This is a genomic window from Amycolatopsis mediterranei, assembly GCF_026017845.1.
Taxonomy (GTDB): domain Bacteria; phylum Actinomycetota; class Actinomycetes; order Mycobacteriales; family Pseudonocardiaceae; genus Amycolatopsis; species Amycolatopsis mediterranei.
The window spans coordinates 6,046,132-6,068,445 of record NZ_CP100416.1; the positions used below are offsets into that span (position 1 = coordinate 6,046,132).

A 22,314-nucleotide genomic window follows, 5' to 3' on the forward strand; every position below is an offset into this window, starting at 1 on the left:
GTCCCCCCCGGCGCCACCCGGCCCGGGGGCGCCCGGGGGGGGGGGGGGGGGGGGGCGCCCGGCCGGGCCCCCCCGGGGGCCGCCCCCCGGGGCCCCCGCCCCCCCCCCGGGGGCCCCCCCGCGGGACCAAGGCGGCGGACCTGGCGGGACAGGCCGCGGCCGCCGTGGTGGAGGCCGGGCCGGGCGGCGGCTGCGCGGCACCGCCCGGCCCGGGGTCTTACTGCACCGCCGGGTAGGCGTTCTGGACCAGCTGCTCGAACTGGGTCTCGAACCACTTGCCGGACAGCGGGGCGTTCGGCAGCGCACCGGTCAGGTTGCCGCCGTTGGCCTGCTGGCTCCCGTGGAAGGTCGGGTCGCACATCGGGTCCGCGCCCTTGCCTTCGTCGTTCGGGATCTGCGTGCTCGCGCCGTCGGACTCACCCGGCGGCTTGATCCAGACGTAGGCGTCGAAGTGCGCCGCCGGCGAGGCCGTCGGCCGGATGCCCAGACCCGCCCCGCTCTGGTTGCACCAGTTGCCGCGGTGCAGCCGCCGGTCGATCCGGCCCGAGTTGACGTAGCTGTCCACAGTGGACCCCGAGGCCCCGGTGGGCCGGGCCGCGCCGCCCCAGCCGTTGCGCGAGGTGTCGATCAGCATGCCGATCCCGCTGGGCAGGCCCGCGGAAACGAACGCGTTGTACATCGCCGTGGCGAAGGGAACCTCGGCGAAGTACGGGTTCCACTGGTAGAACGTCGCCGACTTCAGCGGCTGCCCGCCGACGTTCAGGTTCGGGTCGGGCAGGTTCGGCTCGGTCAGCGGCGTGTAGTTCGCCGTGTCGCTGATGAAGCCGTCGATGCTGTTCACCCCGGCCGTCGTGCCCTGCAGCACCTGCTTGACCAGGTTGACGAACGGCTGGAAGTTGCTGTCCCAGCCGAGCCACGCCGAGTGCGCGATGTCCAGGTAGTTGTAGACGTTGGAAATCGCGTGCAGCTTGTTCAGCGCGTACTGGATGCCCTGCGTGTACACCCCGCTGGACTGCGCTTCCGCGCACGTCGCCATCGAGGTGTTCGTGATGAGGTTGGGCAGCGAGTCCGGCTCGACGACCGCCACGATCCGCAGCGGCGCGTACTTCGGGTCGGCCATGATCGACGCGATCGGGTCGATGTACTCCGACTTGTACCGGGCCAGGCCGTTCTCGGCGGCCTTCAGCTCACCGTTGGACGCCAGCGCCGCGCAGTCGCGGTTCGGCAGGTCGTAGACGACGATCTGGATGGTCACCGGCGTGCCGCCGCTCGCCTGGGCCAGCGCCGCGTCGAGGTGCCCGCGCAGGCCGCGCGAGTCCGTCGTACCCGCGATCGCGGCGATCCGGTCCAGCCAGACCGCGGTCGAGGTGTTGGCCACCTTGGCCATCTGGGCGCCGAGCGTGCCGCCCTTGGCCGCGGCCGCCGCGCTCACCTCGCCGGACCAGTCCGGGTTCACGTACCCCTTGGCCCCGGCGTACGGGTTCTCCACGTGGGTCCCGGGCTGGGGCGTCGTGGTGACCGTCGTCGGGGTCGTGGTGGTCGTCGTCGGCGTGGTCGTCGGGGTGGTGGTCGTCTGGGTCGGCGTCGTCGGGGTCGTGGTCGCCGGCGTGCCGTCGCAGTGGGCGCCGTTGAGCGAGAACGACGTCGGGATGTCGTTCGTGCCCGAGAACGAGCCGTTGAAGCCGAAGTTGGCCGTGGCGTTCGAGCCGAGCGACCCGCCCCACGACGGGTTCTTCGCGCTCACGTGCTTGCCGCTCTGGCTGAACGTGGCGCTCCAGCCCTGCTGCACCTGCTGGTTGCCGCCGAAGTCCCATTCGACGTTCCAGGACGAGACGGCGTCACCCAGGTTGGTCACGGCGACGTTGGCGGTGAAGCCGGTGTCCCACTGGTTGACCGTGTAGGTGACCTTGCAGCCCGTGGCGGCGCCCGCCGGACTGCCCCCGGCCACCAGCAATCCGGCGGTGACGGCCGCCGCCGTCACCGAGGACGCCACGGCGAACCGTGACTTCCTCTTCGGGGACCAGAATTCACTCCTCATCGAGTGCGCTCCTTTGTCTTCTTCGGTGGGTGGGTCAGGTGGTGCAGGCGGTCGCGCCGACGGCGAAGCCGCCGGGCGAGCCGGTCGAGGCGCCGGTTGCCTGGATGCCGATCGCCGCGGTGGCCCCGCCGGCCAGGTCGGGCGCCCAGGTGGGCGCCTTGGCGCTCGCCTGCTGCCCGGTCTGCGTGACGGTCGCGTTCCAGCCGCCGGTGATCTGCGTCCCGGACGGCACGGTCCAGCCGAGCGCCCAGTTCTTCAGCGCCGAGCTGCCGGTGTTCTTCAACGTCACCGTGGCGATGAAGCCGCCTTGCCAGGTGTTGTCGACGTGGTAGGTGACCGCGCAGCTCGCCGCGGGCGGCGGGTCGGTCGTGCCGCCGCCCGAACCCACCGGCGGGATCAGGTAGGGCTGCAGGATCGCCTGCTTGGTCTGGTTGACCGTGGTCCAGTCGTCGTTGAGGATGCCGCCGGTGTCCCCCGAGTTCGGGTTCCACGACCAGTACGTGAAGCTCATCCCGGACGGGCCGCTGCCCGCGTACTTCATCAGCTCCTGCAGCCAGACCTTGTCGCGCGGGTCGGCGAGCGTGCTGCCGAACTCGCCGAGCAGCACCGGTGCGATGTTCTGCTTCTGCAGGTAGCCGAAGAAGTGGTCCCACAGCGCGGGCAGGTTCGCCGGGAACGCCGGGTCGGAGAACCAGGTCTGGGCGAACACCGACGTCGCGTACTCGTGCGCCGAGTACACCAGTTTGTCCGGTTTGGACAGTCGCACCGGGAACTGCCGGGCTCCGGAGAGGTTGCCGCCCCACCAGCCGCACTGCGGGTCGCCGGTGCCGCTGACGCAGTCGACGCCTTCGACGACGATCAGCCAGTCCGGGTTCGCCGCGAGCACCGCGTTGCCGGCCCGTTCGGCGGCGAGCCGCCAGTCGGTCGCGGTGTCGCCGCAGCCCCAGCAGGCCCCGCCGCCACCCTGGATCGAGTGCGGCTCGTTGTGCAGGTCCGCGCCGATCACCGTCGGGTTGCCCTTGTAGTGCTGGGCCAGCATCGTCCAGTCGGAGATCCAGCGGCTTTCGGAGTACGCGCTGGTGTACCAGAGCGGGGACTGCGCGCCGGAGTCCGGCCGGTGCCGGTCCAGCAGCACGCGCATGCCCTTGACACCGGCGTAGGCGACGATCTTGTCGAGCACCTGCAGGCCGGACAGGCCCTGCAGGTCCGGGTTCTGCACGGCGTCGATGCTGACCGGCTTGGACCCGGCGTCGAACAGCTGGTTCGAGTACGGCAGCCGCAGCGTGTTGTACCCGAGCCCGGCCATCTGGTCGAGCATGTCCTTGTAATTGCGGCTCCACAGCCCGTGCGGCGAGTAGTTGCCGGTCTCGGCGCCGAACCAGTTGATCCCGGTCATCCGGACCGGCGTGCCGGTCGCGTCGACCAGCTGGGAGCCGGCGGCGTGCCAGAACCCGGTCCCGGTGCCGGCCGCCGCGGTGGTGCCCGGGGCCGCGGCGGCCGGGGACGCCGTGAGAACGGCGCCCCCGACCAGTGCGGCGACCACCAGCGAGAGCAGTCGCTTCATGTGATGCCTCTCAGCCGAACAGGGCGACGTGCGCGGCGAACGCCGTGGCGATCTCCGACTGCGCCCAGAACCGGTGGTAGGTGAACGTCGGCGCAGCCCCGCCGTCCAGGTAGGACTGGACCTTCGGCCACTGCGGGTCGCTCTTGTAGAACGACCGGATCGACAGGAACGTGGAGTTCGCGTTGATCGGGTCGCCGTTCGGCATCGTGCCCGTCCAGCCCGAAGGCACGTAGAGCCCCTGGTCCGTGGTGGCGTTGTACTTGTCGTCGAACCGGTCGTAGTCCGACCGGGTCTCCGGCACCGCGATGCCCTTGGTGTCCGCGTTGGCCGACAGGGCGGTCAGCAGCTGCTCCCCGACCGTCTTGGCCTGGGCGTTGCTCGACCCGGACGCGTAGTAGAGCAGCGTCTTGGCGAGCGAGGCCGCGACCCCGACGTCCTGGCTGTAGTTCTTCACCGCGACGTGCAGGCCGGTGTTCGAGCCGGGGCTGGTGGCGCTCCAGGTGTCCGGCGCGCCGCTCCAGGTCAGGTCGGACGGGATCTGGAAGCTCCCGCCGGCGCCGACCGTGGTGTTCGCGATCGCCCAGGGCACCCACTTGTCGAGGATCTTCTTCGCCCGGGCGTCGCCGGTCGCCTGGTAGTACTCGGCGATCCGTTCCATGCCCCAGGTCTGGAAGCCGAACCACTGGTTGCTCGGCGGGTCGTGCCAGACCGGCTGCCAGTCGTAGTACATCCCGTAGAAGGTCGGCGTGCCCGCGGGCGGCGTGCCGTACTGGCCGTCCCAGCTGTTGGTCGCACCGCCGGCGAGACCGCCTTCGGACGACTGCAGCCACTGCAGGAACTCCATCTGCCGGCCGAGGCTGGTCGCCCAGTCGGTCGCGCCGGTCGCCGAAGTGACCTTCAGGCCCGGATCCGCCGACAACGCATAAGCGGCCAGGGGGTTCTGGTAACCCTGGTGCGCCGCGCCGTCCCCGATCCGCCACGCCCAGGCGCTGGAGGAGTCCATCGACCCGCCCCAGGCGTAGTACCACGAGATCAGGTAGTGCTCGCTGTCCTTGCCGGTGCCGGCCGGGCAGCTCGACGCGCCGACGCAGTTGCCGATCTTCTTGAAGTACTTGTCGAACAGCGAGTACCGGAGGTAGTCGCCCATCTTCGACGCCTTCTTCAGCACGGCCGCGACATCGGCGCTCTTGCCCTGCGCCTGGGCCCACTTCTCGGCCTGGTAGGCCACCTGCACCACGCGGGCGTCCGCGTCCGGCGCGTCGGTGTACTTCCACTGCTTGGCGTAGGAGGAGTCGCCGGTGAACAGGTCGAGGTAGCCGTTCTTGCCGCCGAACTTCAGCACGTCGCAGCTGGGCTGGGTGACCGTCTCCCAGACCGATTCCTGCGAGCCGCGCTGGAAGGTGTTGATGAACGCCGGCGCGGTGTTGGTGCCGTCCTCGCAGTGGCCGAACTTGTAGATGTTGTCCACGTCCAGCAGCCAGTGCATGCCGTAGACGTCCGGCGAACCGTAGGCCGCCTTCAGCTCCGCCGCGATCGGGTCGCTGCCGACCGAGACGCCGCTCTGCAGCTGCGACGGGTAGGACTTCGGGCTCGGGTACTCCGCCGCGTAGGTCGCCGGCTTGCTCGCGTTGTAGCCCGAGTTGCCCGGCTGGTCCGCCGCGGACGGGATCGCGTACGTCTCGATCGAGGTCCACGCCTGGTTGAACGGGGCCCAGTCACCGGTCACCCGGCCGTAGGACGCCTCCAGCCACAGGTAGTAGCTGAACGCCTCCGACGTCGTCTCGTGCCCGTAGTCCGGCGCCTCGACGATCAGCGTCTCGATCGAGTGATAAGGCACCAGGATGTTCCCGAACTTGCGGAAGTAGCCGTTGTTCGGGTCCTTGATCTTGTTGTACTGCGTGAGGAACGCGAGCTGGTAGTCCGAAGTGGACGACGAGATCTCGTTCACCGTCACCGTGGCCGCGGTGTAGCCGCTGCTGCTCGCGGTGAAGGTCGCGCTGCCCAGCGCTCCTCCGTTGTCGGCGCTGCTGACCGTGACGTTCTGCGGCGCGTTCCAGTTCGCCGTGGTGAACGTCAGGCTCGCCGGGTCGGCCGTCAGGTCCGTGCTGCCCGCCGTCCGTGCGACGGCGACGGTGACCGGCGCCGTCGGGGCACCGGCGAGCGACACCGCGAACGTCGTCTTCCCGCCCTGCTTGACCTGCGCGGTCGCCGGCGTGGCGACGATCGTCGGCCCGGAGAGGACCTTCACGCTGACCGGGCTGGACGTCGTCGACGCGTTCTTGTCGTCGTAGGCCTTCGCCGTGATCGAGTAGGTTCCGGCGGGGACGTTGCCCCAGCTGCCTTCGAACGGCGCGGCCGTGTCGGTGGCCAGCAGCGTGTCGCCGGCGTAGAACTCGACCTTGCTCACCGTGCCGTCGCTGTCGGCGGCCGTCGCGGCCAGCGGGATCGTCGCCGGGGCGTAGTAGGTGCCGCTTGAACTCGGCGCGGTCAGGCTGACGGTGGGCGCCTTGTTGGCCCCGGTGCACGCGCTGCCGTTCACCGAGAAGTCCGTCGGCGGCCGGTTGGCCGAGCCCTTCGAGCCGTTGAACCCGAACGACGTGCTCGCCCCGGTGCCGAGGTGGCCGTTGTAGGACAGGTTCGTCGCGGTGACCGCGGCGCCGGTCTGGGCGAACGTCGCGCTCCAGCCCTGCTGGACCTTCTGGCCATCGAGGAACGTCCAGCCGACCTTCCAGCTGTCGAGCGGCGCCCCGTCGTTGCGCAGCGAGACGTTGGCGGTGAACCCGGTGTCCCAGTCGTTGGTGGTGTAGGTGACGGAACAGGCGATGTCGGCGCCGAGCGCCGGAGGTGGGGCGACCACCGCGCCCGTGACCGCCAGCACGGCCGAGGCCAGTGCCAGCGCACGCGCGCGCTTTCGGGGAGAGGAACGCATGGCTGCGGAACTCCTTTGTCCGTAGGGAGCCAGCGATCTGGGAGCGCTTCCAGGCGCAGACGGTAGCCAGCCGGAAACCTGGATGTAAAGAATCGAGTCAGAAGGACACCGCGGTCCCGGGTGTCACACCTGCGCACCCGGCGAACACCGGCGCACTGAACACTCCTGAACAGCCGTACCCGATCGTTGTACAGCCACCCGTTCGGCCTAGTCACCCGGTCGCACTCAGTGTCGAGAAAACACTGTTTAGCGCCAAAGGCGTGCATCTCGGGCCGGAACGTTCCCACCCATCGAGCCACGGACGCCGAGCGGGTTTTCACACCACGCGTGTCGACCCGTGAAACACGCGTGTCGACCCTCCAGACACGCGTGTCGACCCTCCAGACACGCCGAGGGGGTGCCGCCGAGGGTCGGCTGACGTGATCGGAGAGCCGACACGCGTGATCAGACGGTCGACACGCGTGATCAGAGGGTCGACACGCGTGATCGGGAGGTCGACGCGCGGGTCGGGTCAGCTCGAGGCGCGGACCGCCAGGGAGACCGGGAGGATGTGCTGGCGCGGTTTGAGGTTCTGGTCGTCGAGCAGCCGCATCAGGGTCTCGACCATCGCGTGGACCTGCTCGCGGGGGTCCTGGTGGACCGACGTCAGGGGCGGGTCCATGGCCGGGGCTAGGGTCGCGTTGTCGTCGAAGCTGACCACCGCGACGTCGTCCGGGATGCGGCGGCCGGCCGCGTCCAGCGTCCGCAGCGCACCCACCGCCATCATGTCGCTGGCGACGAACACCGCGTCCAGGTCCGCGTGCCTGGCCAGCAGCGAGGACATCGCGTTCGCTCCGCCGGCCAGCGTGAAGTCGGCCTCTTCGGCCAGGTCGGCGGGGTCGAGCCCGGCGTCGAGCAGGGTCTTGCGCCAGCCGGCGAGGCGGTCGATCGGGGCGCTCTGGTCCTGCGGACCGGCGATCGTGGCGATCCGCCGCCGCCCGGCCGCGACCAGGTGCTCGACCGCCAGCCGGGCGCCGCCCTCGTTGTCGAAGTCGACGACGTGCACGCCGCGCCGGATGCCGGCCGCCTGCCCGCCGAACACGACCGGGATCCGCAGCAGCCGCAGCGCCTTGGGCAGCGGGTCGGCCCGGTGCGGCGCGAACACCAGCGCGCCGTCGACGTGGCCGCCCTCCAGGAACCGGACGGTCTTGCTCAGGTCTTCGCGGGTGTCGCTGAAGATCAGCACCATCTGGCGGCCGACGTCGGCGAGCTCCCGGTAGCCGGCCCGCATGACCGCGGTGCGGTACGGGTCGTCGAGCAGCCGGGCCTCCGGCTCCGACAGCACCACCGCGACCGCCCCGGTGCGGCGCGTGACCAGCGACCGCGCCGCCTGGTTCGGGGAGTAGCCCAGGTCACGGGCCGCGGCCAGCACCTTCTCCCGCGCCGCCGCACTGACGTACGCGTCGTCGTTCAACGCGCGTGACGCCGTCGACCGCGACACGCCGGCGAACGCCGCGACGTCCTCCAGTGTCGGCCGTTCTTCATCCCCTGCTCGAGGCCCCACGGCACCGCCCTCGCTCACCACAACCACCCGGACCTCGACAGCTTAACGGTCACGCTGGGCAATGTCCGGGAGCGCTCCTCGCAGGAAACACTCCGGTTACGACCTCTTGACACCGGTGAAGGGCCCCAGCAGACTCTGCCACACCTGGGAGCGCTCCCAGATCGGCTCCCAGCAGTGAGAGCGCTCATTCCCGTCAACAAGGTGGTTGGACACGTGAGAACGATCCGGAACGGCCTGGTCCTGGCACTGGGCATCACGATGACGGCGCTCGGCGCCTCGGCCTGCAGCGGGGGCGGTGAACAGCAGCCTCCGGCCGCGGCGAACCCGAACGAGCACGTCGACCTCACGCTGGCGACGTTCACCGAGTTCGGCTACGAGGACCTCATCCCGGAATACGAGCGGCTGCACCCCAACATCAAGATCACCCACCACAAGACCGGCCAGGGCGGCCCCTACCACGAAGAACTCGTCACCAAGCTGGCCGCCGGCTCCGGTCTCGCCGACGTGACGGCCCTCGAAGAGGGCCACCTGTCGGACTTTCTCGACAAGGGTTCGAAGTTCAACGACCTGAGCAAGATCGGTCCGGCCGACGCCTCTCCCGACCGCTGGCTGAACTGGAAGTACGAAGCCGCCAAGACCAAGGACGGCAAGCTCATCGGCTACGGCACCGACATCGGCCCGCTCGCCATGTGCTACCGCAAGGACATGTTCAAGGCCGCCGGCCTCCCGGACGACCCCGAAGCGGTCAAGCCGCTGTTCGCCACCTGGGACAGCTACTTCGCCGCCGGCGCGGACTTCGTGAAGAAGAGCAACGGCAAGGCGTGGTTCGACTCGGCCTCGCAGAACTTCAACGCCATGGTCAACCAGCTCCCCGAGGGCTACATCGGCACCGACGACAAGCTGGCCGTCGAGAAGAACCAGGGCATCAAGGACGCCTGGGCCAAGGTCACCGACGCGGTCGCCAAGGGCGAGTCGGCCAAGCTCACCGCGTTCAGCAACGAGTGGAACACCGGCTTCGCGCAGGGCGCGTTCGCCACGAAGGTGTGCCCCGCCTGGATGCTCGGCGTGATCAAGGAGCACGCGGGCCCGGAGAACGCCGGCAAGTGGGCCGTCACCGCGGCCTTCCCCGGCGGCGGCGGCAACTGGGGCGGCTCGTTCCTCACCGTGCCGACGCAGTCGAAGCACCCGCGCGAGGCCGCCGAGCTGGCCGCCTGGCTGACCGCACCGGAGCAGCAGATCAAGGCGTTCCAGGCGAAGGGCAACTTCCCGAGCCAGGTCAAGGCGCTCACCGACCCGGCACTGCTGAGCTACACCAACCCCTACTTCGGCGACACGAAGGTCGGGGAGCTGTTCGCCGAGCAGGCCAAGAAGGTGCAGAAGCCGCAGTACAAGGGTCCCGGTGACGGCCAGATCCAGGAGAACGCCACACAGCCGGCCCTGCAGGCGGTCGAACAGGGCAAGTCGGCCGCGGACGGCTGGAACCAGCTCGTCGAAGCCGCGAAGAAGATCACGCGCTGAACCGATGACCGTCCTCGACAAGGTCGCGCCAGAAGGGAGTAAGGCCGGGGAGCGGGTGTCTCCCCGGCCCACCTTCCGTCACCGGTTGAGCCGGTGGGACGTCAAGGTCTCGCCGTACCTCTACATCGCGCCGTTCTTCATCGTCTTCGGGATCGTCGGGCTGTTCCCGCTGCTCTACACGGCGTACGTGTCGACGTTCAAGTGGAAGGCCGGGGACGACGACCCGGACTTCATCGGCCTCGACAACTACAAGGAGCTGTTCGCCGACAGCCAGTTCTGGAACGCGCTGGTCAACACGATCAGCATCTTCCTGCTCTCCAGCGTCCCGCAGCTCGTCTTCGCGGTGCTGCTGGCGGCGCTGCTCGGTGCCCGGCTGCGCGGCGCGACCGGCTGGCGGGTCGGCATCCTGCTGCCGTACGCGGCCAGCCTCGTGGCCATCGGCATCATCTTCGCCAACCTGTTCGGCCCGAAGTACGGGCTGGTCAACGGCGTGCTGCAGACCATCGGCCTGGATCCGATCGACTGGCAGGCCAACCGGTTCGGCAGCCACGTCGCGATCGCGATCATGGTCAACTGGCGCTGGACCGGCTACAACGCCCTGATCGTGCTGGCGGCCATGCAGGCCATCCCCAAGGAACTCCACGAGGCGGCGCTGATCGACGGCGCGGGCACGTGGCGCCGGTTCTTCAACGTCACGCTGCCCCTGCTCAAACCGACGCTGATCTTCGTCATCATCACCTCGACGATCGGCGGCCTGCAGATCTTCACCGAGCCCAAGCTGTTCGACGCGATGCCGGGGTCGAACAACGGCGGTTCCACCAACCAGTTCCAGACCGTGACGCTGTACCTGTACCAGACGGCGTTCCAGAACGCCAGCCTCGGCTACGCCTCGGCGATCGCCTGGGTGCTGTTCCTGATCATCATCCTCATCGCGCTGGTGAACTTCTTCCTCACTGGCCGGATCGCCCGTACCCCGGCGGTGAAGAAGAAATGACGACACTGCGCAGTGACATCCGAAAAACGGGGCTCCGCAAGACCGTCGCCTCGCTCGGCAAGCCGCGCAAGGCGACCTATGTCGTGCTCGCGATCTTCGTGCTCGGCTCGCTGTTCCCGTTCTACTGGTCGTTCCTGGTGGCCAGCCGGGACAACGCGATGCTCAGCGAGCGCATCCCGTCGTTCCTGCCCGGCGGGAATTTCTTCGCCAACGCCGCCCGGGTCTTCGACACCGTGCCGTTCTGGAAGGCGCTGGCGAACAGCGTCATCGTATCCGGGACGGTCACGCTGACCACGGTGCTGTTCTCCTCGCTGGCCGGGTTCGCCTTCGCGAAACTGCGGTTCCGGGGGAACAACAAGCTGTTCGTGTTCATCGTCGTGACGCTCGCGGTGCCCACCCAGCTGGGCATCATCCCGCTGTTCATCGCGATGTCGGAACTGGGCTGGGCGGGCCACCTGACGGCGGTGATCGTGCCCAACCTGGTCACCGCGTTCGGCGTGTTCTGGATGCGGCAGTACACAGTGGACGCTCTGCCGTACGAGCTCATCGAGGCCGCGCGCGTCGACGGCTGCAGCATGATCCGGATCTTCTGGAACGTCTGCATGCCCGCGGTGCGCCCGGCCGCGGCGATCCTCGCGATGTTCACGTTCATGATGTCGTGGAACGACTTCCTGTGGCCACTCGTCGTGCTGGACGCCGGCAACCCCACGGTCCAGGTGGCCCTGGAAAAGCTGCAGAGCGGCTACTACGTCGACTATTCGCTCGTCCTGGCCGGCACGACCCTGGCCACGATCCCCATCCTCATCGTCTTCGTCCTCCTCGGCCGCCAGATCGTGGCCGGGATCATGCAAGGTGCCGTGAAAGGGTGAACATGTCCGTACATCCCGACAGCGTTCGGGCGGAGACCGCGTTGATGTTCCCGCCTGGCTTCGTCTGGGGCGCCGCCACCGCGGCGTTCCAGGTCGAAGGGGCCACGACGGCCGATGGGCGCACCGACTCGGTCTGGGACGTCTTCGCCCGCCGCCCGGGTGCGGTCCGGGGCGGCGACAACGGCGAACCGGCGGCCGACCACTACCGCCGGTACTCCGAGGACGTCGGCCTGATGCGCCGCCTCAACCTCGGCGCCTACCGCTTCTCGCTGGCGTGGCCGCGGGTGCGGCCGGACGGCGGCGAGGCGAACACCGCCGGGCTCGGCTTCTACGACCGGCTGGTCGACTGCCTGCTCGAGTCCGGGATCCAGCCGTGGGCGACGCTGTACCACTGGGACCTGCCGCAGGCGCTGGAGGAGAAGGGCGGCTGGACCAACCGGGACACCGCCTACCGGTTCGCCGAGTACGCCGAGACCGTGCTGGAGCGGCTGGGCGACCGGGTCGCCAGTTGGTCGACGCTCAACGAGCCGTGGTGCGCGGCGATGCTCGGGTACGCGGGCGGCATCCACGCGCCCGGCCGCGCCGACCACCCGGCGGCCGTGGCCGCCACGCACCACCTGCTGCTGGGCCACGGCCTGGCGATGGACATCATCCGGCAGCACGCCCCGGACACCCCGGCCGGCATCACGCTGAACCTGTACCCGGTCGTTCCGCACGACCCGGCGAACGTCGCCGACGTCGCCGCGGCCCGGCGGATCGACGGCCTGCAGAACCGGTTGTTCCTCGACCCGGTGCTGCGCGGCGGCTACCCGGACGACCTGGTCGCCGACCTCGAGCCGTTCGGGCTCGGCTCGGTCGTGCGCGACGACGACGCCGCGGTCATCGCCGCGCACGTCGACTGGCTGGGCGTGAACTACTACCGCGACTACCGCGTCGCGGGCCGTCCGGTGCCGGGCAGCGAGCCGGCGGGTCCCGAGTGGGTCGGTGCCGCCGACGTGCACTTCGTCCCGGACCCGGCGGCGCCCCGCACCGACTCCGGCTGGGAGGTCCAGCCGGCCGGGCTGACCGAGTCGCTGCTGCAGGTGCACCGCGGCTACCGGCCCGTGCCGCTGTACATCACGGAGAACGGCGCGGCCTACCCCGACGTCATCTCCGACGGCGGTGACATCGTCGACACCGACCGCGTGGCGTTCCTCGACTCCCACCTGCGGGCGGCGCACGACGCCATCCAGGCCGGCGTCGACCTGCGCGGGTACTTCTACTGGTCGCTGCTGGACAACTTCGAGTGGGCCGAGGGGTACGCGAAGCGGTTCGGCCTGGTCCACGTCGATTACGCGACGCAGCGGCGGACGCCGAAGCGGAGTGCCCACTGGTACTCCCGGGTGATCGGCCTCAACGGGCTCGGCTGAGGGGGTCCGTGGCGGACACCGGCGCGGGTGTCCGCCACGGCTCGCATGCAGTGAATGACTCATTCCTGACGTCGGACGCCAGGAATGAGTCATTCACTGCGCTTCGGGGCGTGCATTCCGCCGGGCCCGTTGCCAGACTGACCGGTATGGGACTGCGCAGCGAAGCTTGGTTCGACAACCCCGCCGACCCCGGGATGACCGCCCTCTACCTCGAGCGGTACATGAACTGGGGCATCACCCGGGAGGAGCTGCAGTCCGGCAAGCCGGTGATCGGCATCGCGCAGACCGGCTCCGACCTCACCCCCTGCAACCGCCACCACCTGCAGCTGGCCGACCGGACGCGGGAGGGCATCCGCGAGGCGGGCGGGATCGCGATCGAGTTCCCGGTGCACCCGATCCAGGAGACCGGCAAGCGCCCCACCGCCGCTCTCGACCGGAACCTCGCCTACCTCGGCCTGGTCGAGACGCTCTACGGCTACCCCATCGACGGCGTCGTGCTCACCACCGGCTGCGACAAGACCACCCCGGCGTGCCTGATGGCCGCCGCGACCGTCGACCTCCCGGCGATCGTGCTGTCCGGCGGCCCGATGCTCAACGGCTGGTTCAACGGCGAGCGCACCGGCTCCGGCACGATCATCTGGAAGGCGCGGGAGCTGCTCGCCGCCGGCGAGATCGACGACGCCGGGTTCATGGAGCTCGTCGCGTCGTCCGCGCCGTCACCGGGGCACTGCAACACGATGGGCACGGCGTCCACGATGAACGCGCTCGCCGAGACCCTCGGGATGAGCCTGCCCGGCTGCGCGGCCATCCCGGCCCCGCACCGCGACCGGGCGCGGATGGCCTACCGGACCGGGCTGCGGATCGTCGAGCTGGTCCGCGAGGACCTCAAGCCGTCGGACATTTTGACGCGCGAGGCGTTCGAGAACGCCATCGTGGTGAGCTCCGCGATCGGCGGCTCGACCAACGCGCCCATCCACCTCGGCGCGATCGCCCGGCACATCGGCGTCGACCTGCACCTCGACGACTGGCAGCGGCTCGGCCACGCCGTCCCGCTGCTGGTCGACCTGCAGCCCGCCGGCAAGTACCTCGGCGAGGAGTTCCACCGCGCGGGCGGCGTCCCGGCCGTGGTGCACGAGCTGATGCGCCACGGGCTGATCCACGAGGACGCACCCACCGTCAACGGCCGCACCCTCGGCGACAACTGCCGCGACGCCGAAGCCGGCGACCGGGACGTCATCCGGACCTTCGACACCGCCCTCACCCCCGACGCCGGGTTCCTGGTGCTGAAGGGCAACCTCTTCGACGCGGCGATCATGAAGGCCGGCGTCATCTCGCCGGAGTTCCGGCGCCGGTACCTGGCCGGGGGCGTCTACGAAGGCACCGCCGTCGTCTTCGACGGCCCCGAGGACTACCACGCCCGCATCGACGAACCGGACCTCGGCGTCGACGAGCACTCGCTGCTGGTGATGCGCGGCACCGGCCCGCTCGGCTACCCGGGGTCGGCCGAGGTCGTCAACATGCGCCCGCCCGCGGAGCTGATCAAGCGGGGCGTGCACGAGCTACCCTGCCTCGGCGACGGCCGCCAGTCGGGCACCTCCGGCTCGCCGTCGATCCTCAACGCCTCCCCCGAAGCCGCCGCCGGCGGCGGCCTCGCCGTGCTGCGGACCGGGGACCGGGTCCGGATCGACCTCGGGGCCGGCACCGCGGACGTCCTCATCTCCGACGACGAACTCGCGCAGCGCCACCGGGCGCTGGCCGAGGCCGGCGGCTACCCGGTCCCGGAGTCGCAGACGCCGTGGCAGGAGATCCAGCGGTCGATGACCGACCAGCTGTGCGACGGCATGGTGCTGCGCCCCGCCGTGGCGTACCAGCGCATCGCGGCAACGAAGGGAATTCCCCGCGACAACCACTGATTCCGGTGCTTCGCCCCCGCGGAAAACGGGTATCCCCTGCGGTAGCCGAGGCGAGGAGGCCCCCATGCTCCCGGATCGAGAACGCCACGCCCTACGCGAGATCGAGGCCGAGCTGCGCGCGAGTGATCCCGCGTTCGCCGCCGCCTTCAGCGGCCGCAAGCTGCGCTCGCCCCGGCGCTGGAGCCTGCTGCTGGTGCTCTGCGACGTCACGGCGGTGGTGATGCTGCTCGTCGGGCTGTTCGCCCGCGACGCCGCGCTCGTGCTCTGGGGCACGGTGAGCGCCGGCGCGCTGGTGGCCTGGCACATCGCCCGCGCCGAATCGGCCCGTGAGTCCACCGAGGACGGTGCGACGGCCGGCTCGTCCTGAGCCGCGCTCGGCCCGATCCACCTCACGAAGTACGGCCGCCCCCGGAACTCGCGCCGGGGGCGGCCGTACCGCGTCGGGGGTCACTCAGTCGTACGAGAGCGCCTCGACCAGCTCGCCGGCGCTCGGGTTCGACAGCGCCCTGGCCACGTCGGCCTGGGCGACGATCCCGACCAGGTCGTGCCCGTCGATCACCGGCAGCCGGCGGACGCGGTGCTCGGACATCGTGCGCAGGATCTCCTGGGCGTCGTCGTCCGCGCCGATCGTCACGACCTCGCCCTGGGCGAGCTCGCCGACGTGGACCGCGCGGGGGTCCTTGCCCTCGGCCAGGACCTTCACCACGATGTCGCGGTCGGTGATCATGCCCTTGAGCCGGTTGTCCTCGCCGCAGATCGGCAGGGCACCGACGCCCTTGCGCGCCATGGTGACCGCGGCGTCGTGCACGGTGTCGGACTCCCGGGCGCAGGTCGCGTCCGACGTCATGATGTCGCGTGCGGTGGTCATCGTGAACTCCTTTCTCTCCGGGAGGGGTCGCCTTCCGGCTACCCGGGCCGGGCGGGTTTACCCGTGCCCCGGACGGGGAATTTCCGCGCACATGCCGGATTCCCGCGGTGCCGAGCCGCCGGACACCACCGACCTCGACCGGTTGCGGTCGGCGGCGTCCGGCTGCCAGGCCTGCCCCCTGTACCAGGACGCGACGCAGACCGTCTTCGGCGAAGGCACGGCCCGGGCGAAGGTCCTCGTCGTCGGCGAACAGCCGGGTGACAAGGAGGACCTCGCGGGCGAGCCGTTCGTGGGGCCCGCCGGGAAGCTGCTGGACCGCGCCTTCGAAGAAGCCGGCTTCGACCGGCGGTCGTTGTACGTCACCAACGCGGTCAAGCACTTCAAGTTCAAGCGCGACGAACGCGGGAAGCGCCGGATCCACCAGAAACCGGGCCGCACCGAGGTGGTCGCGTGCCGCCCGTGGCTGCTGGCGGAACTGCGCTCCGTGCGCCCGGAGCTGGTGCTGCTGCTGGGCGCGACGGCCGCGCAGTCGTTGCTGGGCCCGAAGTTCCGGTTGACCGCGCACCGGGGCGAGCCGCTCGAGCCGCCGGAGGAGCTGGCCGGGCTGGTGCCTGCGGCGATGGCGACGGTGCACCCGTCGGCCGTGCTGCGGGCGCCGGACCGGGACGAGGCCTACGCGAGCTTCGTCGCCGATCTGCAGGCCGCGGCGAAGCTGCTCGGCTGACGCTTCTCCCTCACCCGAGCTGCTTCAGCGCCGCCTCGGCCGACCCCGCGTGCTCGTCCAGGTCCCGCCAAGGATCCTCCTTGCGGGCCAGCCGCCGCTTCTCCTTGACCAGGGACCAGCCGGCCGGGTCCGCGGTGCCCAGCTCCCGCCAGTCCAGCGGGGTCGCGGCCGCCGCACCCGGGCGGGCGCGCAGCGAGTACGGCGCCACGAACGTCTGCGCGTACCCGTTGCGGTTGGCGTCCAGGAAGATCCGGTCGCCGCGCTGGTCCTTGCGCTGGGCCGTGGTCAGCCGATCCGGGTCGTCGCCGGCGACCCGGTCGGCGAGGGCGCGCGAGAGCTCCAGCACCACGTCGGTCTCCGACTTCGCGTCCAGCGGCGCGAGGACGTGGAACCCGCGGCCGCCGGTCGCCTGGACGAACGCCGTCAGGCCGACCCGCTCGTAGTGGTCGCGGATGCGCCGCGCGACGGTGCGCAACTCGGTGACCGGCGTGCCGTCCGGCGGGTCGAGGTCGAGCACCAGCCGGTCGGGCCGCTCCGGGGCGTCTGCTGTGGACAGCCAGACGTGGAACTCGACCGTCCCCTGGTTCGCCAGGTACTCCAGCGTCGCGGCGTCTTCGCACACGACGTACTCGTCGGTGCCACCGCCGCGCCGGGGAACGCGCTCGACCCGGATCGAGTCCGGGAAGTGCTCCCCCGGGTGCTTCTGGAACCAGCCCGGCTTCCCGATACCGTCGGGGAAGCGCCGCAGCGTCAGCGGACGGCCGCGCAGGTGCGGCAGCATGACGTCCGCGACGGCGCGGTAGTACTCGACGACGTCGCCCTTGGTGAGCCCGTCTTCGGGGTAGAACACCTTGTCCGGGTGGGAAGTCTTCACGCGCGCTCCCGTACGACGTCCGCGGCCTTCTTGTCCTCGCGCAGCCCGGCGAACCGCGGGTGCCGCAGCCGCCCGTCGCGCGTCCACTCGGAGAAGCCGATCTGCGCCACCAGCTCCGGCCGAACCCAGTGCGCCCCCGGTTCCTTGACCGGCCCGGCGAACGGCGACCGCGCCGTCTCCCGGTCCCGCAGCCGCGCGTGCAACGACGTCAGCAGCCGCTCGTCGAAGCCGGTACCGACCTTGCCCGCGTACCGGAGGCCGTCGTCATCGTGGTAGCCCAGCAGGAGCGCGCCGAAGCCGTGGCGGGCACCCTGCGGGTCGGTGAAGCCGCCGATGACGAACTCCTGGCCCTGCGCGCACTTGAACTTCAGCCAGTCGGGTGACCGCCCGTGGTGGTACGGCGCGTCCGCCCGCTTGGCGATGACGCCCTCCCAGCCGCGCCGGCACGCTTCCTCGAAGAACTTCTCCCCCTCGGTGTTGCGGTGCGCCGACAGCCGGAGCGGGTCCGCGAAGCCGAACGCCTCCCGCAGCAACGCCTTCCGCTGCCGCAGCGGCAGCGCGGTCGTGTCCCGGTCGTCGAGGTACAGCAGGTCGAACAGGTAGTAGTAGACGCGCACGCCGGTCGCGCGGGCCCGATCCGGGTCGCTGACGTGGATCCGGGGCTGGAGCGCGGCGAAGCTGGTGTTGGCACCGTCGAACGCGACGATCTCGCCGTCGGCGACGAACCGCGGGCCGCCCTGGGCGGCGAGGGCCTCGACGATCTCCGGGTAGGCGTTGTCCATCACCTTGTGGTTGCGCGAGTACAACGTGGGCGTTCCGGAGTCGCGGACGCAGATCGCGCGGACGCCGTCCAGCTTGCGCTCGAAGATCCAGTCCTCGTCGGAGAACCGGCGGTCGGTGAGCGTGGCCAGGGTCGGCTCGCGCCAGCCGGGACCGGTCACGACGCCTTCAGCGCCTTCTCCAGCTGGGCGCGCGTCATCTTCGACCGGCCCTTCACGCCCTGTTCCCGGGCCAGCTTGTCGAGATCGGACTTCGACAGCTCGGCGAGCTCGGGTTTCTTCGCCGCCTTCTTCTTGGGTTCCTTGCCGCCGCTCTTGCGGTTCTTCACGCTGCGCGACAGCGCCTCGAACAGGTCCACCACGTCGGCCGAGGGCTCCGGCTCCTCTTCGTGAGCGATCTCTTTGCCGGCTTCCTTGGCCTTGATCAGCTCTTCGACGCGCTGGGAGTACTCGTCGCGGTAGTCCTCCGGTTTCCAGGGAGCGGTCATCTCGTCGACCAGCGCCAGCGCCATGTCGAGCTCCTTCGGCCGGGGTTTCGGCACCTCCGGCAGCTTGCCCATGACGTCCTTCGGCTTCCGCAGGTCGGCGACGAAGTGCAGCGTGTTGAGCACCATGACGCCTTCACCGGCGCGAACGGCGGCGAGGTACTCCTTGCCGCGCAGCACGAACTTCGCGACGCCGGCCTTTTCGCTGCGGTCCATCGCCTGCAGCAGCAGGCCGTACGCCTTGGCGAAGTCCTCCTTCGCCGGCTTGAGCCAGTAGGTCTTGTCGAAGAACCACGGGTCGATCTCGTCGAGCTCGACGAACTGCTCGATGTCGATCCGGCGCGACCGCTCGGGCGCGATCTCGTCCAGTTCGTCCGGTTCGACCAGCACGTGGTCGCCGCCGCCGAGGTCGTAGCCCTTGACGATCTCGCCCTGGGTGACCTCCTCGCCGGTCCGTTCGTTGACGCGGCGGTTGCGGATCCGGTCCGCCGTGCCGCGTTCGAACTGGTGGAAGTGGATCGTGTGGTCCGCCACCGCCGGGTACAGCTCCACCGGCACGGTGACCAGCCCCAGGCTCAGTGCGCCGCTCCACACCGGTCGGGCCATGTCGTCCTCCCCGGCCTCAGGCGACGTCGGTGCTGCGCCGGCCGGTCCGGTGCAGCCCCAGCATGTCCAGCAGCCGCGCGCAGTCCTCGGGGTCCTTGGCCCGCGCGGCCACGGCCAGTGCCGCCTTGTGCCGCGTGCGCTCCAGCTCCGCCGCGTCCCCACCGTCGACGAGGAGGTCCGCCACCGGCCGCAGGTCGTTCCGCTTGTCTCGCATGTTCGCTCCCCTCCGGCAATCCGTTCGCGGGCGGGTTACCCAGGATCACCGCAGGCGACACAGCGGGCACCGGCGGAACCACCCAGAAGCGTCCTCACTAGGCCGAACGAGTGAATTCGGCCGGTTCCGGCCACCAACACGGCAAGGTGGTGAGATCCACGTCACAGCCAGGAGGCCGGATGGGCACCCAGATCCGCATCAGCCGCGAAGACGGCTCACTGCCCTGCGAGATCTGCGGCTTCCCGACGATGCACGTGGCGCAGGTCGTCGCCGACGACGGCACGGTGCTGGGCCGCACCCTGGTCTGCACGACGTGCCAGCGCAGCAAGCACCGCCCCGAACCGGCACCCGTCGAGTCCGAGGCGCCCCCGGACGAGGTCCCGGCCGGCTGAGACACGGCCGGCTGGGACACGGCCGGCTGGGGACGGGCCGGCTCACGTCGTCGTCGCCACCGCCGCCACGAACTCCGCCGCCACCTCGTGGAGCTTCCGGTTGCCGTCCTGCGAACGCTTCACCAGGCGCTGGAAGGCTTCCTCCGCGGTGATCCGGTGTGCCGCCATCAGGATGCCCTTGGCCTGGTCGATCACCGCGCGGGTCTCCAGGGCGCGGTTGAGCTGGTCGACCAGCTCACGGGCCGCGAAGTACCGGCGCGCGCTGCGCAGGCCGATGACCACCGTCGCCGTGTACAGCTCGAGGATCTTGGTGCCCAGCTCGCTGAAGCCGTGCTCGCCGAACCCGAAGAGGTTCACCGCACCGGACATGTCCTCGTCCACGGTCAGCGGCGCGGCGAGGAAACTGGCCACCCCCAGCTGCTCGGCCGAGGTGACGAACTGCGGCCACAGATCCCCGACGGCGCCGACGCCGACGCGGACCGGCTGGCCCGTCTCGGCGGCGCGCAGGCACGGGCCGTCCCCGATGCGGTACTGCTCGCGGTCGAAGTTCACCGCCCGCTGGTCGGTGCTGGCCACCGTCTCCGGCACGCCTTCGCGCACGAGGGTGATGCTCGCCATGTCGGCCCCCGGGACCACCTGCACGGCGTGGTCGCACACCGCCTGGAGCATCTGCCCGAGGTCGAGTTCGCTGTCCAGCATCCCGGTCAGCGACTCCATCGCGAGCGTGACTTCGTCCAGCCGCGCGGTCAGCTGCTCATGGCCGCCCGTCATCCTGGTGCCGCCCCTCCTCGTTCCGATGGGGCGCTCTCAACCAGGGGGGACCCGGGCGCGCGCCACTAGTGGGCCGCTAGCGCTTTAACGGGTCCAGCGCGAGATTACTGCATCCCGCCCGCCCCGGGCACGAGCGGTCACCGCCGCGGCGCGCCACCCGCCCGTTCGGAGCAACGACGGTTGCGGGCCGTGGGCACAGGGTTAGGCTCGGTCGTACGGTTCAACCAGCAGCCGCTCGAACCACCGGAGCGCGGCGCTGCGGCCGCGCCCGCATCAGGACGGCGGCGAACGACATGAACCTTCCCCGGGCCCGGCACCCCAACCTCCGGCTGCGCACCGCGTGGCCCGCCCCGCACGCGGTCTTGGTGACCGCGCGCGGCGAACTCGACAGCGCGACCGCGGCCGACCTGGCCACGCTGCTCTCCGACCGCCTGTGGGCGACGCCGGAACAGCTGGTCGTCGACCTGTCCGAAGTGGACTTCCTCGGCGTGGCCGGCGTCCGGGTGCTGCTGCACGCGGCGCTGCAGGCCGGGCAGGGCGGCACCGGGCTGCTCGTGGTCACCGGGGCCAACGCGGTCGTGCGGCGGGCCCTGCGGGTGACCGGGGCGGACCGGCGCCTCGCGCTGGCCGATCGACGGCCCGCCCCCGCGCCGGCCTGACCCCGCCTGGTGCCGCTAGCCGCGCAATACCTATCCACGCAAGGCCGGGAGCAGCTCCTTCTCGGCGAAGTCGAGGAAGCCCTCCTGCTGGTCACCGCCGATCTGGACCAGCGCCACGTCGGTGAAGCCCGCCTTCTCGAACTCCCGCACCGCCTCGACGATCGGCTCGGCGTCCGGGCCGCACGGGATCGAGCCGGCGACGTCGTCCTCGCGGACGAACTGCGTCGCCCCGGCGAAGCCCGCCGGCCCCGGCAGCTCGGCGTTGACCTTCCAGCCGCCGGCGAACCAGCGGAACTGCTCGTGCGCGCGCTTCACGGCGGCGTCGCGGTCGGTGCCCCAAGACACGGGCAGCTGCCCGACCTTGCGGCTCGGCGCGCCGCCGAGCTTGGTCGCGTCCCACTCCTGGGACAGCTCCACCTTCGGTTCGACGGCGATCATCACGTCGGCGACCGGGGCGAACCGCTGCACCGACTGCGAACCGGAGACCGCGACCCCGATCGGCACCCGCGTCCGGGGCAGGTCCCACAGCTTCGCCGAGTCGACGCGGAAGTGCTTGCCTTCGTAGTCAAAGTAGCCGCCGTCGAACAGGCCGCCGATGATCTGCACGGCCTCGGCGAGCATTTCGTGCCGCACGTTGGCCGGCGGCCAGCCGCGGCCGATGACGTGCTCGTTGAGGTTCTCCCCGGCACCGAGGCCGAGGGTGAACCGGCCGCCGGAGAGCGCCTGCACGGTCGCCGCCTTCTGCGCCACCACCGCCGGGTGGTAGCGCATGGTCGGGCAGGTCACGTAGGTCATCAGCTCGGCGCGCTCGGTCACCTGGGTGACCGCGCCCAGCACGGCCCAGGCGTAGGGCGCGTGGCCCTGTTCGTCCAGCCAGGGCGAGTAGTGGTCGCTCATGACCTCGAAGTCGAAGCCGGCCCGTTCCGCACCGGCGGCGAACCGGACCAGGTCGTCCGGGCCCGTCTGCTCGGTCATCAAGGTGTAGCCGATCCGCATCGGCGTCTCCTCTCGATCGGCTGCTGTTCGGGGGTTCCGGGTGGTGGAGCCCCCGGCCCGGGGCGGAGCCCCGGTTGTCACTGCTGTTCGGGGGTTCCGGGCGGCGGAGCCCCCGGCTCGGGGCGGAGCCCCGGTTGTCACAGCTCTCCGCGTACCCGTAGACCGCGGT

Annotated in this window: 20 protein-coding genes; 9 read left to right on the forward strand and 11 right to left on the reverse strand. The window is 70.6% G+C overall.

Going from position 1 to position 22,314, the window contains the following annotated elements; translation table 11 throughout:
- Window positions 1–217 precede the first annotated feature (217 nt).
- The 4 genes from ISP_RS27025 to ISP_RS27040 all read right to left on the reverse strand — a co-directional run bounded on the left by ISP_RS27025 (window position 218) and on the right by ISP_RS27040 (window position 8,038).
- Window positions 218–2,038: a glycoside hydrolase family 6 protein gene (locus tag ISP_RS27025; protein WP_176742058.1), complete on the reverse strand. Its 1,821-nt coding sequence runs from the start codon at window positions 2,036–2,038 to the stop codon at window positions 218–220.
- A 34-nt stretch (window positions 2,039–2,072) separates the two neighbouring features.
- Complete coding sequence (locus ISP_RS27030) at window positions 2,073–3,602, reverse strand: cellulase family glycosylhydrolase (protein ID WP_013227016.1); 1,530 nt, start codon at window positions 3,600–3,602, stop codon at window positions 2,073–2,075.
- A gap of 10 nt (window positions 3,603–3,612) precedes the next feature.
- Window positions 3,613–6,531: a glycoside hydrolase family 48 protein gene (locus ISP_RS27035; RefSeq protein ID WP_013227017.1), complete on the reverse strand. Its 2,919-nt coding sequence runs from the start codon at window positions 6,529–6,531 to the stop codon at window positions 3,613–3,615.
- A 511-nt stretch (window positions 6,532–7,042) separates the two neighbouring features.
- Window positions 7,043–8,038 (reverse strand): LacI family DNA-binding transcriptional regulator, encoded by a 996-nt coding sequence (locus ISP_RS27040; RefSeq protein ID WP_071831422.1) that lies wholly within the window; start codon window positions 8,036–8,038, stop codon window positions 7,043–7,045.
- A gap of 249 nt (window positions 8,039–8,287) precedes the next feature.
- Between ISP_RS27040 and ISP_RS27045 the strand changes: the two genes are divergently transcribed.
- From ISP_RS27045 to ISP_RS27070, 6 genes are all read left to right on the forward strand, one after another.
- Complete coding sequence (locus ISP_RS27045) at window positions 8,288–9,592, forward strand: ABC transporter substrate-binding protein (RefSeq protein WP_013227019.1); 1,305 nt, start codon at window positions 8,288–8,290, stop codon at window positions 9,590–9,592.
- Between the two features lie 4 nt (window positions 9,593–9,596).
- Entirely contained in the window at window positions 9,597–10,586 is a 990-nt protein-coding gene (locus ISP_RS27050) for a carbohydrate ABC transporter permease (RefSeq protein ID WP_013227020.1), read from the forward strand.
- Window positions 10,583–11,455: a carbohydrate ABC transporter permease gene (locus ISP_RS27055; protein WP_013227021.1), complete on the forward strand. Its 873-nt coding sequence runs from the start codon at window positions 10,583–10,585 to the stop codon at window positions 11,453–11,455. Before ISP_RS27050 ends, ISP_RS27055 begins: the two co-directional genes overlap by 4 nt.
- Window positions 11,452–12,864: a GH1 family beta-glucosidase gene (locus ISP_RS27060; RefSeq protein WP_034286145.1), complete on the forward strand. Its 1,413-nt coding sequence runs from the start codon at window positions 11,452–11,454 to the stop codon at window positions 12,862–12,864. Before ISP_RS27055 ends, ISP_RS27060 begins: the two co-directional genes overlap by 4 nt.
- Before the next feature lie 146 nt (window positions 12,865–13,010).
- A complete protein-coding gene (locus ISP_RS27065; RefSeq protein ID WP_013227023.1) occupies window positions 13,011–14,777 on the forward strand; it encodes an IlvD/Edd family dehydratase in 1,767 nt (588 codons plus the stop codon).
- Between the two features lie 64 nt (window positions 14,778–14,841).
- Window positions 14,842–15,144: a DUF3040 domain-containing protein gene (locus tag ISP_RS27070; protein WP_013227024.1), complete on the forward strand. Its 303-nt coding sequence runs from the start codon at window positions 14,842–14,844 to the stop codon at window positions 15,142–15,144.
- An 84-nt stretch (window positions 15,145–15,228) separates the two neighbouring features.
- Here ISP_RS27070 and ISP_RS27075 read toward each other — a convergent pair whose 3' ends face one another.
- Window positions 15,229–15,645 carry a CBS domain-containing protein gene (locus ISP_RS27075; RefSeq protein ID WP_013227025.1) on the reverse strand — a complete coding sequence of 139 codons (417 nt, stop codon included), beginning with the start codon at window positions 15,643–15,645 and terminating at the stop codon, window positions 15,229–15,231.
- A 91-nt stretch (window positions 15,646–15,736) separates the two neighbouring features.
- On the opposite strand from ISP_RS27075, the gene ISP_RS27080 reads away from it, so the two are divergent.
- On the forward strand, window positions 15,737–16,369 hold the full coding sequence (locus tag ISP_RS27080; protein ID WP_013227026.1) for a UdgX family uracil-DNA binding protein: 633 nt from the start codon (window positions 15,737–15,739) through the stop codon (window positions 16,367–16,369).
- Window positions 16,370–16,379: 10 nt separating this feature from the next.
- Here ISP_RS27080 and ligD (ISP_RS27085) read toward each other — a convergent pair whose 3' ends face one another.
- The 4 genes from ligD (ISP_RS27085) to ISP_RS27100 are packed head-to-tail and all read right to left on the reverse strand — an operon-like array spanning window position 16,380 to window position 19,327.
- Entirely contained in the window at window positions 16,380–17,243 is an 864-nt protein-coding gene (gene ligD, locus ISP_RS27085; protein WP_013227027.1) for a non-homologous end-joining DNA ligase, read from the reverse strand.
- Window positions 17,240–18,184: a non-homologous end-joining DNA ligase gene (ligD, locus tag ISP_RS27090; RefSeq protein WP_013227028.1), complete on the reverse strand. Its 945-nt coding sequence runs from the start codon at window positions 18,182–18,184 to the stop codon at window positions 17,240–17,242. The genes ligD (ISP_RS27085) and ligD (ISP_RS27090) overlap by 4 nt, the downstream gene beginning before the upstream one ends.
- Window positions 18,181–19,113, reverse strand: coding sequence for a non-homologous end joining protein Ku (ku, locus tag ISP_RS27095; protein WP_013227029.1), 933 nt, complete (start codon window positions 19,111–19,113; stop codon window positions 18,181–18,183). The genes ligD (ISP_RS27090) and ku overlap by 4 nt, the downstream gene beginning before the upstream one ends.
- 16 nt (window positions 19,114–19,129) lie before the next feature.
- A complete protein-coding gene (locus ISP_RS27100; protein WP_013227030.1) occupies window positions 19,130–19,327 on the reverse strand; it encodes a hypothetical protein in 198 nt (65 codons plus the stop codon).
- Between the two features lie 179 nt (window positions 19,328–19,506).
- Between ISP_RS27100 and ISP_RS27105 the strand changes: the two genes are divergently transcribed.
- Complete coding sequence (locus ISP_RS27105) at window positions 19,507–19,719, forward strand: hypothetical protein (protein ID WP_013227031.1); 213 nt, start codon at window positions 19,507–19,509, stop codon at window positions 19,717–19,719.
- Window positions 19,720–19,761: 42 nt separating this feature from the next.
- Here the strand turns inward: ISP_RS27105 and ISP_RS27110 are convergent, their stop codons facing one another.
- Window positions 19,762–20,490 (reverse strand): GAF and ANTAR domain-containing protein, encoded by a 729-nt coding sequence (locus tag ISP_RS27110; RefSeq protein ID WP_013227032.1) that lies wholly within the window; start codon window positions 20,488–20,490, stop codon window positions 19,762–19,764.
- 293 nt (window positions 20,491–20,783) lie between these two features.
- Between ISP_RS27110 and ISP_RS27115 the strand changes: the two genes are divergently transcribed.
- A complete protein-coding gene (locus ISP_RS27115) occupies window positions 20,784–21,149 on the forward strand; it encodes an STAS domain-containing protein (RefSeq protein ID WP_013227033.1) in 366 nt (121 codons plus the stop codon).
- 30 nt (window positions 21,150–21,179) lie between these two features.
- Here the strand turns inward: ISP_RS27115 and ISP_RS27120 are convergent, their stop codons facing one another.
- A complete protein-coding gene (locus tag ISP_RS27120) occupies window positions 21,180–22,145 on the reverse strand; it encodes a TIGR03557 family F420-dependent LLM class oxidoreductase (protein ID WP_013227034.1) in 966 nt (321 codons plus the stop codon).
- Window positions 22,146–22,314: the final 169 nt, after the last annotated feature.

What these genes read in the sequence shown, in the direction of transcription:
- ISP_RS27070 (WP_013227024.1), top strand. Translation starts at nt 14,842, where the DNA reads ATGCTCCCGGATCGAGAACGCCACGCCCTACGCGAGATCGAGGCCGAG.
- ISP_RS27120 (WP_013227034.1), bottom strand. Translation starts at nt 22,145, where the DNA reads ATGCGGATCGGCTACACCTTGATGACCGAGCAGACGGGCCCGGACGAC.
- ISP_RS27035 (WP_013227017.1), bottom strand. Translation starts at nt 6,531, where the DNA reads ATGCGTTCCTCTCCCCGAAAGCGCGCGCGTGCGCTGGCACTGGCCTCG.
- ISP_RS27080 (WP_013227026.1), top strand. Translation starts at nt 15,737, where the DNA reads ATGCCGGATTCCCGCGGTGCCGAGCCGCCGGACACCACCGACCTCGAC.
- ISP_RS27100 (WP_013227030.1), bottom strand. Translation starts at nt 19,327, where the DNA reads ATGCGAGACAAGCGGAACGACCTGCGGCCGGTGGCGGACCTCCTCGTC.
- ISP_RS27050 (WP_013227020.1), top strand. Translation starts at nt 9,597, where the DNA reads ATGACCGTCCTCGACAAGGTCGCGCCAGAAGGGAGTAAGGCCGGGGAG.
- ISP_RS27025 (WP_176742058.1), bottom strand. Translation starts at nt 2,038, where the DNA reads ATGAGGAGTGAATTCTGGTCCCCGAAGAGGAAGTCACGGTTCGCCGTG.
- ISP_RS27115 (WP_013227033.1), top strand. Translation starts at nt 20,784, where the DNA reads ATGAACCTTCCCCGGGCCCGGCACCCCAACCTCCGGCTGCGCACCGCG.
- ISP_RS27105 (WP_013227031.1), top strand. Translation starts at nt 19,507, where the DNA reads ATGGGCACCCAGATCCGCATCAGCCGCGAAGACGGCTCACTGCCCTGC.
- ISP_RS27075 (WP_013227025.1), bottom strand. Translation starts at nt 15,645, where the DNA reads ATGACCACCGCACGCGACATCATGACGTCGGACGCGACCTGCGCCCGG.
- ku (WP_013227029.1), bottom strand. Translation starts at nt 19,113, where the DNA reads ATGGCCCGACCGGTGTGGAGCGGCGCACTGAGCCTGGGGCTGGTCACC.
- ISP_RS27065 (WP_013227023.1), top strand. Translation starts at nt 13,011, where the DNA reads ATGGGACTGCGCAGCGAAGCTTGGTTCGACAACCCCGCCGACCCCGGG.
- ISP_RS27110 (WP_013227032.1), bottom strand. Translation starts at nt 20,490, where the DNA reads ATGACGGGCGGCCATGAGCAGCTGACCGCGCGGCTGGACGAAGTCACG.
- ISP_RS27030 (WP_013227016.1), bottom strand. Translation starts at nt 3,602, where the DNA reads ATGAAGCGACTGCTCTCGCTGGTGGTCGCCGCACTGGTCGGGGGCGCC.
- ISP_RS27055 (WP_013227021.1), top strand. Translation starts at nt 10,583, where the DNA reads ATGACGACACTGCGCAGTGACATCCGAAAAACGGGGCTCCGCAAGACC.